Origin of the sequence: Dissulfuribacter thermophilus (assembly GCF_001687335.1) — a bacterium.
GTDB lineage: Bacteria > Desulfobacterota > Dissulfuribacteria > Dissulfuribacterales > Dissulfuribacteraceae > Dissulfuribacter > Dissulfuribacter thermophilus.
Genome location: NZ_MAGO01000005.1, coordinates 1 through 14771 on the forward strand (window position 1 = coordinate 1; position 14771 = coordinate 14771).

Annotated in this window: 12 protein-coding genes and 1 riboswitch; of the genes, 10 read left to right on the forward strand and 2 right to left on the reverse strand. The window is 44.0% G+C overall.

Translation table 11 applies throughout. The features are described 5' to 3' along the window. Nucleotides 1-178 precede the first annotated feature (178 nt). Nucleotides 179-1246, forward strand: a complete 1068-nt coding sequence (gene corA / locus DBT_RS05025) for a magnesium/cobalt transporter CorA (protein ID WP_067617239.1) — start codon at nucleotides 179-181, stop codon at nucleotides 1244-1246. A 22-nt stretch (nucleotides 1247-1268) separates the two neighbouring features. Here the strand turns inward: corA and DBT_RS05030 are convergent, their stop codons facing one another. After that, nucleotides 1269-2303, reverse strand: coding sequence for a hypothetical protein (locus tag DBT_RS05030; RefSeq protein WP_141674217.1), 1035 nt, complete (start codon nucleotides 2301-2303; stop codon nucleotides 1269-1271). A gap of 212 nt (nucleotides 2304-2515) precedes the next feature. Beyond that, a riboswitch (cobalamin riboswitch) is annotated at nucleotides 2516-2710 on the forward strand. Between the two features lie 167 nt (nucleotides 2711-2877). Here DBT_RS05030 and DBT_RS05035 point away from each other — a divergent pair. From DBT_RS05035 to DBT_RS05070, 8 genes are all read left to right on the forward strand, one after another. Beyond that, a complete protein-coding gene (locus DBT_RS05035; RefSeq protein WP_067617245.1) occupies nucleotides 2878-4938 on the forward strand; it encodes a TonB-dependent receptor in 2061 nt (686 codons plus the stop codon). A 14-nt stretch (nucleotides 4939-4952) separates the two neighbouring features. Continuing rightward, on the forward strand, nucleotides 4953-5681 hold the full coding sequence (locus DBT_RS05040) for a DUF2162 family putative transporter (protein ID WP_067617250.1): 729 nt from the start codon (nucleotides 4953-4955) through the stop codon (nucleotides 5679-5681). Next, entirely contained in the window at nucleotides 5681-6319 is a 639-nt protein-coding gene (locus tag DBT_RS05045; RefSeq protein ID WP_083186642.1) for a MotA/TolQ/ExbB proton channel family protein, read from the forward strand. Before DBT_RS05040 ends, DBT_RS05045 begins: the two co-directional genes overlap by 1 nt. Next, nucleotides 6309-6674, forward strand: a complete 366-nt coding sequence (locus tag DBT_RS05050; protein ID WP_067617253.1) for a DUF2149 domain-containing protein — start codon at nucleotides 6309-6311, stop codon at nucleotides 6672-6674. Before DBT_RS05045 ends, DBT_RS05050 begins: the two co-directional genes overlap by 11 nt. After that, on the forward strand, nucleotides 6661-8724 hold the full coding sequence (locus DBT_RS05055; RefSeq protein ID WP_161939914.1) for an adenosylcobinamide amidohydrolase: 2064 nt from the start codon (nucleotides 6661-6663) through the stop codon (nucleotides 8722-8724). Before DBT_RS05050 ends, DBT_RS05055 begins: the two co-directional genes overlap by 14 nt. Nucleotides 8725-8733: 9 nt before the next feature. Then, entirely contained in the window at nucleotides 8734-12711 is a 3978-nt protein-coding gene (locus DBT_RS05060) for a cobaltochelatase subunit CobN (RefSeq protein WP_067617257.1), read from the forward strand. A 78-nt stretch (nucleotides 12712-12789) separates the two neighbouring features. Then, entirely contained in the window at nucleotides 12790-13458 is a 669-nt protein-coding gene (locus DBT_RS05065; protein WP_141674218.1) for a MotA/TolQ/ExbB proton channel family protein, read from the forward strand. Continuing rightward, the gene (locus DBT_RS05070) at nucleotides 13436-13840 is read left to right on the forward strand and encodes an ExbD/TolR family protein (protein WP_067617260.1); all 405 of its coding nucleotides are present in this window, start codon (nucleotides 13436-13438) and stop codon (nucleotides 13838-13840) included. The genes DBT_RS05065 and DBT_RS05070 overlap by 23 nt, the downstream gene beginning before the upstream one ends. On the opposite strand, the gene DBT_RS12195 is transcribed toward DBT_RS05070, so the two are convergent. Continuing rightward, nucleotides 13827-14132 (reverse strand): hypothetical protein, encoded by a 306-nt coding sequence (locus DBT_RS12195; protein WP_161939915.1) that lies wholly within the window; start codon nucleotides 14130-14132, stop codon nucleotides 13827-13829. The two genes, DBT_RS05070 and DBT_RS12195, sit on opposite strands and share 14 nt — an antisense overlap. Between DBT_RS12195 and DBT_RS12700 the strand changes: the two genes are divergently transcribed. Then, nucleotides 14074-14613, forward strand: a complete 540-nt coding sequence (locus DBT_RS12700) for an energy transducer TonB (RefSeq protein WP_067617264.1) — start codon at nucleotides 14074-14076, stop codon at nucleotides 14611-14613. The genes DBT_RS12195 and DBT_RS12700 overlap by 59 nt on opposite strands. Nucleotides 14614-14771: the final 158 nt, after the last annotated feature.

The following is a 14771-nucleotide window of genomic DNA, read 5'->3' on the forward strand; positions in this document are numbered from 1 at the left end:
CCCGTTTGTTATAAAAAAGAAAAAATAAGGATGGAGCTGGGTTCCTCACAGTTCCCACCGTCATTCCTTTAACTAGATTTTGTGAGAAAAATAGATTTTCAGATAAGAATTAGGCTGAAAATTGTATTTTTTATACAGATAGGCCCAATAACTAGAATTTATATTTTGGTGTAAATGAATGACTAAATCTTTAAGCACTGTCTCAGAAAAGTCTGGTTTGCCTCCTGGCGCACTTATTCATGTAGGTGATGTTCTGGAAACTGTGACCAGAATATCAGTGATTGACTATAGCACAGAACACTTTGAAGAACAGACGATTCAATCTATAGATGAGATTCTAAAATACAAGGACAGTAATACCGTAACTTGGGTTATTATCGAGGGGTTAACAAATGTTGATGTTGTTGAACGAATTGGAACAATGTTCGACATACATCAGCTTGTACTCGAAGATATTATGAATACTCACCAGAGACCTAAATTCGAGGAATATGATGACTACCTTTACATTGTACTCAAATGTTTATCGACTGAAAATGATCAATTCGCGGTTACCTATGAACAAATAAGTCTCTTAGTTCTCAAGAATTTTGTTTTTGTGTTCAAAGAAAAAAAGGATGATCTTTTCCATCCTATTCAGAAACGAATTAGATCGAAAAGAGATCGATTAAGAAAATTTGGAACAGATTATCTAACATATACAATACTGGATATCATCGTTGATCAAAATTTTATTGTAATAGATTCTTTGGATGACGCCATCAATTCAGTTGAAGATACTTTATTAGCTTCTGAACCAACTAAAGATACGCTTAATACAATCCAAAGACTTAAAAGAGAAGTAGCTAACATCAGAAAACATGTCTCTCCGGTTAGAGAATTGATCGCTGGAATGCTTTGTAGCGAATCTGAGTTGATCGACGAAAAGATACATATATATCTAAAAGATGTATCTGATCATGCAATACGTATTATAGAATCAATCGAATCATACAGAGATATATTGATAGGTCTATTAGATATCTACATATCTATCGTAGGTAACAAAATGAATGAAATCATGAAGGTGTTGACTATTTTCGCTTCAATTTTTATTCCTTTGACTTTTCTTGCTGGGATATACGGAATGAACTTTGAATATATGCCTGAGTTAAAATGGAAATGGGCTTATCCAGCCCTTTGGAGTGTATTTATTACGATTTCCGTTGTGCTGCTAATCTATTTCAAAAGGAAAAAATGGCTATAAAAAAGGGAAGTACTCACAGGACTTAATTTACTGGTAGGGTCAGCAATGGGGACATTCCCTTTCCTTTAGACGCTTCCAAGGCAAAAAGTTGTTGTAATAGAATAAAAGTGGATTTAGTGGACGTGTCTTGATCAGATATATAATACCATCTTCCTCTGTATTTTACAGCTATGTTTGCCTCTGATGGTAGCTGCTCGTTCTGATGAATATTAAAGAGGTCTCCAAGAAGCCTTTGCCAGGAAAAATATCGACCATCTTGATCTCGAGTAATAATTGCTTTACCATTTTCCAGATCTTTTACTGGAATTTCAATACCATGTGACAAATAAAAGAGGACTCCAATAAGGGATCTGGTCTCGAGTTGTATAACCGATGGGCCCTTGGGAGCCTCTAGACCTACCAGGGGATAATAGGGTGCGTCTATTAGGCCCAACATTTCTCTGACCTCTTTCTCTAATGATCCTTGACCTGAAAGGATCAGGGCGGGAATGGCCTGGTTCTCTTTTTTAACGTAGGCAAAACGTAGTTTGCCGTTCTTACGCAGTGCCTCAAGCTTATAGACCAATTCCAAAAATTCCTCAAACTGAGGGGCTTCCTCTGGTGTGGGGCCAGAGGCCGTAGGGGCATTGGGAATGCCATTCAGGGATTGGACGCAGAGCCTCAGGACTCGATCCACTCTCCATCCTGAATTGAGAAGCAATATAAGATGGTCTATTGGGATTGGCGAAAGCAATCTTCGGGCAAACTTCTCTCCTTGTAGTGGTATAAGGGTGAATGTTGGTTTTTCAGCAAAAGTAAAACCCAAATTTACGCCATAAGAGTCCGGACTAACCTCCTTGATGTCAGCCTTCCCTGAAATAGTGCCTGAGTATGAATATTGACTGGAGATACTGGTGACTTCTAAAAAGACCGGGCTTTCTCCATAGCGCAAACGGACCAAATTGAGGAGCATCTGTTCCCCTAATGTATGTTGTAGGGCCTTGTTGAATCCAAGTGAGGTCTGCCTTAAGACGTGCTGACTACGAAAAGCGCATCCAGAAAGTAACACGACAAGCATTAGGCTAACTAATCTAAATTTCCATGCAAATCCCATTTTAAAACCCCGCTTTGATTCGCCTCTATCCCGCTTATTAGGTGCGCAAGTGGATTTAAAAACATAATCGTTCTTGTGAGATTTTCAATGTAATTTCAAAAGGCTGTTGATTCACTCATAAATAATATGGACTTGACATCTCATTTTTACCATTTAAGCTAAAATGTAACAAAATTTTAAATCGTGCCACCTCAGGTGCCCTGAATATATTCAGGGATAATCGGGAAGTCCGGTGAGAGTCCGGCGCTGACCCGCAACCGTGAGCGGGGACGAAAGCTGCACGATGCCACTGTTGGGCACAGCCCAATGGGAAGGCGCAGTGAGTAGGATGATCCGCAAGCCGGGAGACCGGCCTGGGGGAGGAGAACTCGAGGGGCTTCGTGGATTGAGCTCCGAGGTCTATGGGTGAAAAACGACCCGGTAGCCACCGCCATGCTGGGTAGTGTTTTGCCTGGTATAAGTCACGCTATGCCTATCTCCTTCTCTATGGCCGGCACCATATCTGAGGAGGGCGGACTAAACGAGGAGGAGATAGTCTATGAGAAACACAACAGGGCTCCATTCAACTGTTATCTACCTTTCCTTGATTTGGATTCTAATCTATCCATCCACGGTCAAGGGCCAACAACCCCAGCTGCATGAACTAGGGGAAGTGGTGGTCACTGCCACAAGAACTCCTGTAGCTGCCTCAGATGTTCCATCCGCCATTCAAGTAATATCCACAGTGGATATTGAGGATACAGTTGCCCAGGATCTCACCCAGATTTTAAAAAAGGATGCTTCCTCTATTGATGTCATTGAATATCCAGGAGCCCTTTCTGGAATAAGCATAAGGGGGTTCAGACCTGAGTTTTCAGGTATAACCAAGCATTCTTTGGTCCTTATTGATGGGCGCCCAGCTGGTGCCACAAATCTTTCAACCCTCCTTTTGGATAATGTTGAAAGGATAGAGGTACTCAAAGGTCCTGCCTCTTCTCTCTTTGGAGCAGAGGCTGTGGGAGGAGTTGTAAACATCATAACCAGGAGATCATCAGGGGAAATTTCAGGTGATCTTAGCGTAGAGGGAGGAAGCTTTGATACCATAAATGGCATGGCACGCGCAGGTGGCAATATTGTCGATTGGTTGGATTTTGATTTGACTTTCAAAACTAGAAATCAAAACGACAACATCGACCTAGGAAATGACCACGGCGAACGTCCTGGTACAACTTTTAACATTAACTATGAATCCTTACGCCTTGGAAGCGATCTTAACAAAGACTGGCGCCTAGACGTTAAAGGCGACTGGTATAAAGGAAACGACATAGAGACTCCTGGCGCACTATTTTATGGCGACATACAGCAGAGCGAAAAGGATCTGGAACGTTATGGAGGAGATGTCAGACTTTGTGGTAAGTGGGGGAAGAACCAGTCAAAATTTGTGTTCTTTGCCTCAAAAGAGACCAGTGATTATTTCAAAAAGTATGAATATAACTACTCAATCAGAGGCTATATACCCACAGACAAATACCACAGCTATTACAAAGAAACCAAGTGGTGGGGTACCCAGTTACAGAATCTGTATCGACTCTGGGGCAGGCATGATATCACATTGGGTTTTGATTACCAGTCTATTGATGAGGAGAGCAAAAGCTATAACAAAGATGGATCTAGAAAAGCCCCATGGACTCCAGATTCTAACCGGGAGAATTGGGCCTTTTTTTCAGACACACTATGGCGTTTTATAGATAGTAGATTCATCATCTCCGCTGGTATCAGATATGACTATTTTGATGTTGAGACAAAACGCACTCCATATAAGACAGACTTTCACCCAGGAAACGAGACCTTTGATACCGTCAGTCCCAGGCTAGGCCTGAGGCTGAAGTTCACCCCTCTATTCAGCCTACATTCAACCTTTGGAAAGGCCTTTGTGCCACCTACAGCCTATGAGATGGCTGGCTATTCAGAACGTCTGGTCAGCGGTACAACTATGATCACAATGGGCAATCCCGATCTTTCTCCGGAGACTAGTTGGACGTGGGATGCTGGAATCACCTTTAAGGATTCATCAAAGGGACTCAATATAGACCTCACCTACTTTACCACCAGTGTTAACCACAAGATCACCCGGGTCACAGTGGGAAATATAACTACATACGAAAATACCTCTGAGGCAGAGATGGCAGGGCTCGAAATGGAGGCCAAGTGCGATTTCGGCAGAATTTTCAATCTTCACAAAAAGATCGAAGTCTTCTTTAACGGCACAAGGCTATTTCACTCAAGAGAAAAGATAGAGGGCTCAGGATGGACAGACATTCACAACGTATCCCACTGGAAGTTGAACTACGGTCTTAACTATGACGACGGCGTGTTCCACGGCCGTATTCTAGCAAGATATATGGGAAAGAGAAAGGACAATGACTGGTACACCCCAGGCTATCCTGTAATCACCTATGATAGCTTTACAGTAGTAGATCTCACCTTTGGGGCGACCTTCATGGAACATCACAATCTCACCCTCAAGGTAAACAACCTCTTTGATGAATACTATTACGAAAAACCTGAATTCCCCTTAGCTGGTAGGGCCTTGTATCTCGAATATCGCTATGAGTTCTAAAAGAGGGTGTGATTATGGAGGCAAAGGGACTAATCATAGGTCTCGTATTTACCCTAGGGGTCTTTGCTATAAAGGGAGGTGCCGGATTTGGATATCTCCTTTCTGACAAAAGCTCCCTCAGACTGGGCATAGTTTCCTTAACTCTATACCTCCTATTCATCGGCCTTATATTTTGGGGGACACAAAAGGTAGCCAATAATGGACTTCTCGCCTCTTCACAAGAGAGCTTTTCCTTCCTTGCAGAGCAAGGCATGCGTATTCACTTCTTAATGTGGGCGGGACTCATGGCATGGGGGACATATCTACTGACCAGGCCTCCTGCCCGCTCCACCAGGGCCTGGCTTATATTGTCTGCTCCGTGTCCTGTGTGCCTCATGGTTATTGTGATTGACGTTTATCTGTTCACATCCCTATGGCCCAAGGACCCTATTAGGTCCCTCTGCCTCCCCTTTCTCTTCTTCAGTGGCATGGTGATTGTGACTTCCATCCTCACTGCACTTTTCTTCAAAAGAGCGGACACTACTCCTAAAAGGCGGCTAGGTTGGATCATGGTCTTCCTGTCGGCCTATTTTGCTACAAACGTTCTCACTGCCCCCCACTTTAAAGAGGCAAAGATGGTATACGAGATGGCAATACGGCAAAAGGCCCTCTATTCGACCCAGGATTTCAATATCCTTTTTCTATTCTTCTTCCTGTTTATTGCAGGGATACTCAGACAGAGGGCCGTCTCAAGGAGGGATTAATGGAGCTGGACTTTATCTCACTTTTAAAATCATTTATTTTTCTGGCCTCTTCATCACTTCTATACCCAGTACTCTTTGCCCTATCGTTTCTCATGTGCTGGGTAATCATTCACGCAGGTGGTGTCTTTTACGACTGGATCCACCGTAAGAGGAGCCGTCTTTCCTCTGGCCCTGAACTAGTTGAGAGCCTAAGAAAAGAAGAGGAAGTGACCAGCCTACCCGGTGTGGTACTCGATTTCTTAACTGCCATAAAGAAAGTGGCAGATGATGAACCTGATCCCAAGACCAGGGAACTAAAGGCCGCATCTCTTTTGGAGGAAGCCGTTTATGAAATGGACCGTCAACTCTCGTTACTCAAGGTCGTAATAAGGATTGGTCCCGGACTCGGATTGATCGGCACCCTCATACCCATGGGAACAGGGCTTGCGGCATTAGGACAGGGAGACATGAGCCGTCTGTCATCTGACCTGGTGGTTGCCTTTACCACCACGGTGGTAGGGCTCTTTGAGGGAATGATGGCCTATTTCTTTTTTGTCGTAAGAAAGAGGTGGACAGATCAACACATAACGCAAATGGAGGTCATCACCGATTTTTTCATTAATGGACACCATAAAAAGGAGGAAGCGGATGGCCCTTAGTTTTGTGGGACGCCATAGAAGGTATCGAAGCAGAGAACTCGCGGAAAACGATCCCCTCTCTGGGGTCGCAAACCTCTTCGATCTGGGACTTGTATTTATGGTGGGGCTCATGGTCATGCTCCTTTCCGCCTTCAGGCTAAAGGATCTACTTGACCCCAACGCCAAGGTCACCATCACAAAGGAGGGAGAAAAGGGAGAGGTGGAGCTCATAACCAAAGAAGGGAAAAAGATTAGGGCAATGAAGCTTACAGGCAAAAAGGGAAAGGGCCGTGGCACAAAGCTTGGTACGGCCTACAGGCTTGAAGATGGGACAATGGTCTATGTCCCAGAGGTGAATGACGATGAAGATAATTAAGGCATCTGTCTGTCTACTCATCTGTATCTTTGCATCCCTGGCGCTCCCTATAGTGGGAGAGTGTACTTACTATCCAATCAGCTTTAAAGACTCTTCTGGAAATACCATTGTCATTACTCGCCCTCCCAAAAGGGTGGTGAGTCTCGTACCATACGTAACTGAAATTCTTCTAATGATAGGTGCTGAAAAGAGTCTCATAGGTACTACATACCATACCCCGTCTGCATGGCTACCAAAGAAGACTGTGATATTAGGTGGATTCATTCTCCCTGACTTACCCCTCATAAAAAAGCTAGGGCCTGACGTTATCTTCTGTGCTAAAAGACAACTCCGCCCCTTGACCTCTATTAGCTGGGCATCCCAGGGAAAAACCTCTCCTATTCTAATAAATCTAGAACCTCGTACCATAGAAGATGCCTTCCAAATCATTGAACTCATAGGCAGGATCTTTAATCTCGAAAAACAGGCTATTTCCATAATAGAACTCCAGAAAAAAGACCTTGAGCTCATTGAAAGAAAGGTCTCTCGGATCTCAAAAGCCAGACGAAAGAGAGTTATGAGGATAATGGGGCGAAAGGACATCATGGCCCCAGGTGACGACTCATTCCAGAATCAGTTCATCAGGGCTGCTGGTGGAATCCCCCCGAGATTTGGGAAGAAAGGCTCTATAGTCCCTGTAACCCTTAATGACTGGAGGAGATTTAACCCAGAGGTAGTCTATGGTTGCGGCGGAGATAGGGAGGTTCTCGACACACTGTTAAAGAGGCCTGAATGGGCCCAGGTGGATGCAGTTAAAAATAACAGAATATATTTTTTCCCATGTGAGCTCACATGCAGGGCCTCCACTCACATGGGCTATTTTGTGAAGTGGCTCGCTGCCTCCATCTATATAGACGAATTTTCAGCACCTGAAAACATTGTCTTACCCCAAGGGCGTCTATCTGAAAGAGCAATAAAAATCGGTCTTTCCTACATTGAGGATGCCTCCATTGTGGAGACCAGGATCAAGGACTTCGTCAACAAGACCCTCTTGATAAGACTAAAACACCCAATGAAGGTTGTCTCCACACTTGAAGGAGAACGAGACGGCATAGAGGTTGTAGGGAATCACTATTATCCACCTCCCTTGTGGGGAATCAGTCACAAATCAGGGTTAAAACGACTGAGGGACGATACGCTTGAAGCCCTGGGACTCAGCCCTACTACTACTTCCGTACTCTTTACAGGTGCAGACATGGATAATCTTGCAATAGCAGAAGAGACATACAAAGAAATCCAAGTCTATGCACTGGTAACAGCAGGGATTAGGTCAAACGCACAGCGCATGTCAAAGGATTATGGCCCTTTTTACGAACCTGATGCCCGAAAACACAAGGGCCCAGGTACCATCAACATCCTCATCCTGACAAACCACAGACTTTCAAAAAGGGCCATGACAAGGGCCATAATCACTGCTACCGAGGCAAAGAGCGCAGCTCTCGCAGACCTTGACATCCGTTCTAGCTATACACCGCTTCGTCACGTGGCTACTGGCACAGGCACTGACAATATCATTGTAGTGGAGGGTGATGGAGAGGTCCTTGACAGTTCCGGGGGACACACAAGGTTAGGAGAACTCATGGCAAAGGCAGTTTATAAAGGGGTGATACAGGCCATAGCCAGACAAAACGGCATTGATGAAAGGCGCTCTATATTTCAGAGATTGAGAGAAAGACACATCGAAATCCTTCCCCTTGCAATGAAATGCGCCCCAAGGGACCAAGAAGAAGGGTTCTGGGAAAGGGTCCAAGTCCTACTACTCGATCCCTATCATGAATCATTTGTGGATGCCATGCTGGCTATAAGCGACAGGACTTTTGCCTTAAAAAACAAGTCAATAATCAAGAAAGTGACTGAGGATATAGCAGAGGCCGAGGCAACCAGGACAATCGGAAGGCATACGCGCTTATCTAAATGTGATGCCCTAAACCAATTGCCCTCTCCAATCAGGGAGGCACTGTCCGCCATCTTCACTGCGGCTTACGCCTCTCTAGAGGCAAAAAAACAGTAAGGAGGGCATATGAAAAGCGCATTTTCAAGTATCCTGGCTATCTGGCTCTTTTTTTTGAATGCCCCTTTGGCGGCACAAGATACGGTAGGGCCTCAAAAGAGGATCACCATCATGGTTATAGACTCAGATGCATATATTTTGTTAAAGGCCCTTAGTAGATTTTCTCCGTCCCCCAGGGTGATCATAGATTTTTTCTCAATTAGCGATTTAAAAGATAAACATGAGGAGGTAAGGCGCACTCTCCTAGACTCAAAAGTGATAATCGTAGATGTCATGGCTAGGGAGCTAGAGAAGTTCATCCTCAAAAACATACCAACCAAGAGGCGTATTATTTATGCACTAAGGGGGTCAAGTGACGATGATAGATTGAAAAAGGCAGGTTTTTTATTCGACCAAAAGGTTAGGAACTATTTTGACAACCTCTCCTTAGAAAATATACAAAACCTCGTAAAACTTATAATACACCGCCACTTTGATCCATCTGTATCTTATGAAAAAGTCCGTAAGAGCCCTAAAATTGGCATATACCATCCAGATGCCCCAGATCTTTTTACTGAAATCGATTCATATCTCAACTGGCTGAGGGAAAAAAAAGGCTTTAATTCCAAAAGGCCCTGGCTGGGCATCACTTTTTTTTCTTCGAGTCTCCTTCCAGGCCAAAGAGGGGCACTGGATTATTTAATACGAACCTTTGAAAGGGAAGGATTTAATGTCATCCCATGTTTTGGAAAGGACATTGAAGTCCTAAAAAGGTTCTTCATGAAAAAGGACGGTAAGGCCAGGATAGACTTATTGATTGCCTTCACTCTAAAATTTTACTCATCTATTAATGAAAGGCTTAAAAAGGCTCTCATTGACTTAGACATACCAGTAATAAATGCCGTCACCCTATATAAACCCACTCTTTCTGAATGGCGAAAGAGCCCAATTGGGGTGTCCCCAATGGAGGTCTCATGGTCAATGGCAACCCCTGAGATCTCAGGGCTCATTGAGCCAACAGTACTTACTGGCAGAAGATGTGTTGTAGATAGAGCCACTGGCAGACAATACTTTGTCTATGAGGTGATAGAAGAAAATCTTCAACTCCTTTTAGCTCGACTCAAGGCCCTATACAGGCTCAAACAGACTCCAAACAGACAAAAGAGGGTGGCCATCATGTTTTACAATCACCACCCTGGGAAACAGAACGTGGGAGCAAGCTACCTAAATGTCTTTGAGAGTCTGAAGAACATCCTCTCTACCCTTGGGGCAGAAGGCTATGTAATAGGGCCTATTCCAGATGAGGACAGGATCAGGGCAATGATCCTCTCTCAGGCTCGAAACATAGGGTCCTGGGCACCTGGGGAACTTAACAAGATGATATCTAAAGGAAATATCATAACAGTACCCATAGCCCAGTACAAGAAATGGTTCAGTAGACTACCAAAGAGTTTTCAAAGGAAGGTGTTAGAGCAGTGGGGAAAACCTGAAGACTCACTTATCATGAAGTACAAAGACTCATTTATTATCCCAGCAGTCCGATGTGGGAATATCCTGCTATTGCCTGAACCATCAAGGGGCTGGGGTGATGATCCGATAAAACTGTACCATAGCCCCACCCTATATCCTCATCATCAATATCTTGCAGTGTATTTGTGGCTTGTGCAAGTATTTGACGCCCATGCCATAGTGCACCTGGGTACACATGCAACCTATGAATGGACTCCAGGGAAACAGGCTGGACTGAGCCCGTCTTGCTCTCCAGAGGTCCTCATAAACCATCTACCCAATATATATCCCTATATTGTGGATGATATTGGTGAGGCAATACAGGCCAAACGTAGGGGCAGAGGGGTGATGGTATCTCACCTAACCCCAATGCTAAGACGTTCTGGTCTATACAGGGAGTATTTGGCCCTTGCTGATCTCATAAACAACGTAAGGCTCTTGAGGGCAAAGGGAGGGGTAACTGCCGAAAAAAAAATCACAACGATTCAAGAGATTGCAAGGAAGACAGGGATCTTAAAAGATATTGGCATTGATGGAGAGGAGAGACTGTCTTTTGAGCAAATGGAACGCCTCTTATCCTATCTCGAGGAGATAAGGGCGGACATAATGCCTGCTGGACTCCACGCATTCGGAAGGACACCTCCTATGGATGCAGCACTGGCAACGGCCACGCTTATTGCCAAAGAAAATGGCCTGGACCAAAAAGAGATTGAGTCCATAGTCCAAATGATCAGGGCCTCTGGGAAAAAAGAGCTTTTGTCCCTTGTCCGTGGCCTTTCCGGAAAATATGTAGAGCCAGGAGAGGGTAATGACCCAGTACGGAATATCTCATCCCTCCCCACAGGAAGGAACCTTTATGGTTTTAATCCTGACAGAATCCCTTCAAAAGAAGCCTGGTTAGTTGGCAAAAAGGCGGCTCAACAACTGATAAAAAATTATATGGAAAAACATGGCCGTTATCCAGAGAAGGTGGCCATAGTACTCTGGGCCACAGAGACCCAGAGAAATGAGGGAGTGAACGAATGTACCATCCTGTGGCTTATTGGAGTGAGACCGGTATGGACACCTTCTGGTAGGGTACGGGACCTTGAAGTGATTCCTGGCAGAGAACTTGAACGGCCAAGGATTGACGTCATTATCAATCCTTCTGGCCTGTACAGGGATCTTTTCCCTGATCGTCTCAAATTCCTTGACAAGGCCATTCAACTAGCTGCTCTTCAAAGAGACATTGACAATCTCATTGCCAAACACAGCCAGAAATTAAAATCAGAACTTATTGCTAAAGGGCTTGAGAAAAGAGAGGCAGAAAAGCTCTCAATGGTCCGCATCTTTTCTGAAAAACCGGGTTCCTATGGGACTGGAGTGTCTGAAATGACCTCTGTATCAGGACTATGGGAGACAGATCAAGAAGTCGCAGACGTTTTCGAGAATCGAGTTGGATTTGCCTATGGCCAGGGAATGTGGGGCAAGAGTGCAAAATCACTCCTAAAGGCACATTTAAAGGGCGTAGATGCAGTTGTCCACTCACGTTCCTCGAATCTATACGCAACCATGGACAATGATGACGTATTCCAATACCTTGGTGGTTTGGCCCTTGCGGTTTCCAAGGAAGCAGGACGATCTCCTGAGACCCTTATCACCGTTCAGACCAAGAAAAACAAGGCCGAAGTTGAAGATGTGGCCAAGACCATAGGTCGCGAATTGAGGGCTCGATATCTCAACCCCAGATGGATAAAGGCCATGCAAAAGGAAGGCTATGCCGGGGCACGAGAAATGTCGAATTTTGTGGATTACATGTGGGGCTGGCAGGTCACTACTCCAGAAAAGATCGATGCTTCAAAGTGGCATGAGACCTTCGAGGTATATGTGGAGGACAAATACGGACTGGACATTAAGGACTTCTTCTTAAAAAACAACCCATGGGCATTTCAGTCTATTACAGGGAGAATGTTGGAGGCCATAAGAAAGGGCTACTGGACCCCTAAAAAAGAAGTAGTGCAAAAAATTGCTGCAGAATACGTATGGAGCGTTGTGACCAAGGGCGTGGCATGTTGTGACCATACCTGCAATAATCCCTTTTTAAACCAGATGGTGGTCTCCATTATCTCTGTTCCAGGTGTCCTTTCACCTGAGATAGCAGAAAAATTCAAAATGATTTTGGAAAAGACTACCTTGAAGGGTATTAATGAACAGGCAGATCAGTTTAGAAAACTTCAGGCAAAACTCAAGAAAAATACTTCAGCAACCGAAAACATCCCTTCAAAATCTGATTCTTCCAGACAAAATGACAAAAACTCAGATAGTTACGCCGTAGTGAAACAAGAGAAAATTAGAGAGGTAGAGGGCTACAAAATGGAAAAGATAGAGGAGGACAAGGATAAAAAATTTTCTTCCTCTGGTGTGGAATGGTTGTCTTTTGTCGCTATCTTTCTTGTCCTTATTCTCTTTCTCACAGGGATTTTCAGTAAAAAACAAGGCAGACGGCAAAACAAGATTTGACAGTTTGTTGACTTTTTGTTTTTTGATGTTATCAAATTAAAAAACGTAACACTAATTTAAAGTCTGAATACCTTAAAAATGATGGTCCAATCTCTGTACACATTTATTATTAAAGGTGGCCCCCTAGTATGGCCAATTTTAGGATGCTCAGTATTGGGAGTTGCCATATTTTTTGAGAGGCTCTTTTATCTGTGGAGGATTAGAAGGTCAGAATCAGGCATTCTCAAAACCTTGGAATCCCACTTTAAAGCTGGCGACATCTTGGAATTTTTCAAGGATCTTCCTGAAGCCACAGGACCTGCCCTCAATATGATCAAGGAGGCCGCAGGTATTTGTTGTGATGACAGCGAAGCGCTTGAAACCGTCCTAGACTTTCATATTGATGCAGAGGTGGAGGCCGCCTCCAAATACATGGATACCTTGGCCACCCTAGGTGCCATAAGCCCTCTCCTTGGCCTATTGGGCACTGTAACAGGATTGATCAAGGCCTTCATGGTCATAGAGGCCTCAGGAGGTAAGGTCAATGCCTCTATGCTGGCAGGTGGCATCTGGGAGGCAATGTTGACTACAGCCTTTGGGTTGGCAGTGGCACTTTTACTGATCGTTGGCCACAGATTTCTCTTGTCCAGAGTAAAACATCTCGAAGATGAGCTTGAACATATTGCAATACTCCTTTTAAAGGGGGCCTATCACAATAGAAAGGCTAATGGATTGGGTGTGTCTTATGAAAAAACGTCGCTCAAATAGAGGGACCTCTGACCTTGGTATCCCACTCACCCCCATAATAGACATAGTCTTCCTATTACTCATCTATTTTATGCTAACAAGTAATTTTGTAGAGGAGCGCTATTTCAAAGTCGATCTTCCCAAAAGCGCTCACGGCACAAGAGTAGAAAGACAAAATATTGTGATTTCAATATCGGGCCAAGGAGATTTTTTCTTAAATAAAAGGCCAATAGAGGCAGACCGGCTGGAAATGGAATTGAACCAGATAAAAAAAGGCCAAAAGGCCCCTACAGTTGAAATCCGATCGGACCGTATGGCCCCTGTCCACCTGATTGTAAAGGCAATGGACGCAGCAAAAGGAGCGGGATTGAAAAGAGTACTTTTAACCACTAGGACCAAATAAACGTAATGGACTCTAGATTTCTGACATTTATCTTTGTGTCTTTTATACTCCATATTTTCCTACTTACGGTCCCGATAACGCCTACATACCCTAAAAAGACCCCATCTCCTATCGAAATAGTCATGGGAGGTATGGGGGCACCCTCTCCCAGTCCCTTGATCCCCAAGGCATCTGCCAGACCCACTAAAACGAGACAAAATGTGCGAACGAAAAAGAATAGGAAGTCCTCTAATATGGAAAAAAAGGTCCCAAAAGTCCCTAAAAGGAGGCCTAAACTGAAAAGAAAGTCCACTCTACCACCGCCACCCAAGCCCTCTCCCCAAAAGCCACTGCACAAGACCAAGACTGAAAAAATTCCCCTAAAAAGGCTAAAAATTGAGGAGCATCAAATAAAGAAAACGGAAAATCAGAAACTTATATCTAAGCCTAAACCACCCAACCACTCCCATTTACAAACAAAAAAAGGGGCCTCAATCAGTCAAAAGGGTGTAAAAGACTATTTTAGCAAGATAAGGATGATCATTGAAAAACATAAACATTATCCAAGACGTGCAAGAGTCCTTGGACGAGAGGGGATGGTTCAGGTCTCTTTCACTATAGAAAAAAATGGTACTGTAAGGGACTTAAAAATTAAGAAGAACAGCGGCTTTAAGGACCTGGACAAGGCAGCCTTAAAGACAATTGCTGCCTCCTCGCCATTTCCTCCGCCACCCGATGGCTTGGAGACGCCTTTAAACCTGTCTCTCGCAATAAACTTCAGGCTTGACAGATAGTCCATCTATATCGGTTCCAGACCGAATCCATACATAAATTTGATTTTTTTATCCTTCAACATCCCAGACAGTAACACATTTTTTAAATTATTGACACGAATGTCCTGAGATTGTATACAGTGTTATCCTTTTTAAAAAAATAACACTAAAGGAGGTTT

Coding starts and splice junctions, on each gene's coding strand:
- corA (WP_067617239.1), top strand. CDS start 179: ATGACTAAATCTTTAAGCACTGTCTCAGAAAAGTCTGGTTTGCCTCCT.
- DBT_RS05030 (WP_141674217.1), bottom strand. CDS start 2,303: ATGCTTGTCGTGTTACTTTCTGGATGCGCTTTTCGTAGTCAGCACGTC.
- DBT_RS05035 (WP_067617245.1), top strand. CDS start 2,878: ATGAGAAACACAACAGGGCTCCATTCAACTGTTATCTACCTTTCCTTG.
- DBT_RS05040 (WP_067617250.1), top strand. CDS start 4,953: ATGGAGGCAAAGGGACTAATCATAGGTCTCGTATTTACCCTAGGGGTC.
- DBT_RS05045 (WP_083186642.1), top strand. CDS start 5,681: ATGGAGCTGGACTTTATCTCACTTTTAAAATCATTTATTTTTCTGGCC.
- DBT_RS05050 (WP_067617253.1), top strand. CDS start 6,309: ATGGCCCTTAGTTTTGTGGGACGCCATAGAAGGTATCGAAGCAGAGAA.
- DBT_RS05055 (WP_161939914.1), top strand. CDS start 6,661: ATGAAGATAATTAAGGCATCTGTCTGTCTACTCATCTGTATCTTTGCA.
- DBT_RS05060 (WP_067617257.1), top strand. CDS start 8,734: ATGAAAAGCGCATTTTCAAGTATCCTGGCTATCTGGCTCTTTTTTTTG.
- DBT_RS05065 (WP_141674218.1), top strand. CDS start 12,790: ATGATGGTCCAATCTCTGTACACATTTATTATTAAAGGTGGCCCCCTA.
- DBT_RS05070 (WP_067617260.1), top strand. CDS start 13,436: ATGAAAAAACGTCGCTCAAATAGAGGGACCTCTGACCTTGGTATCCCA.
- DBT_RS12700 (WP_067617264.1), top strand. CDS start 14,074: ATGGAAAAAAAGGTCCCAAAAGTCCCTAAAAGGAGGCCTAAACTGAAA.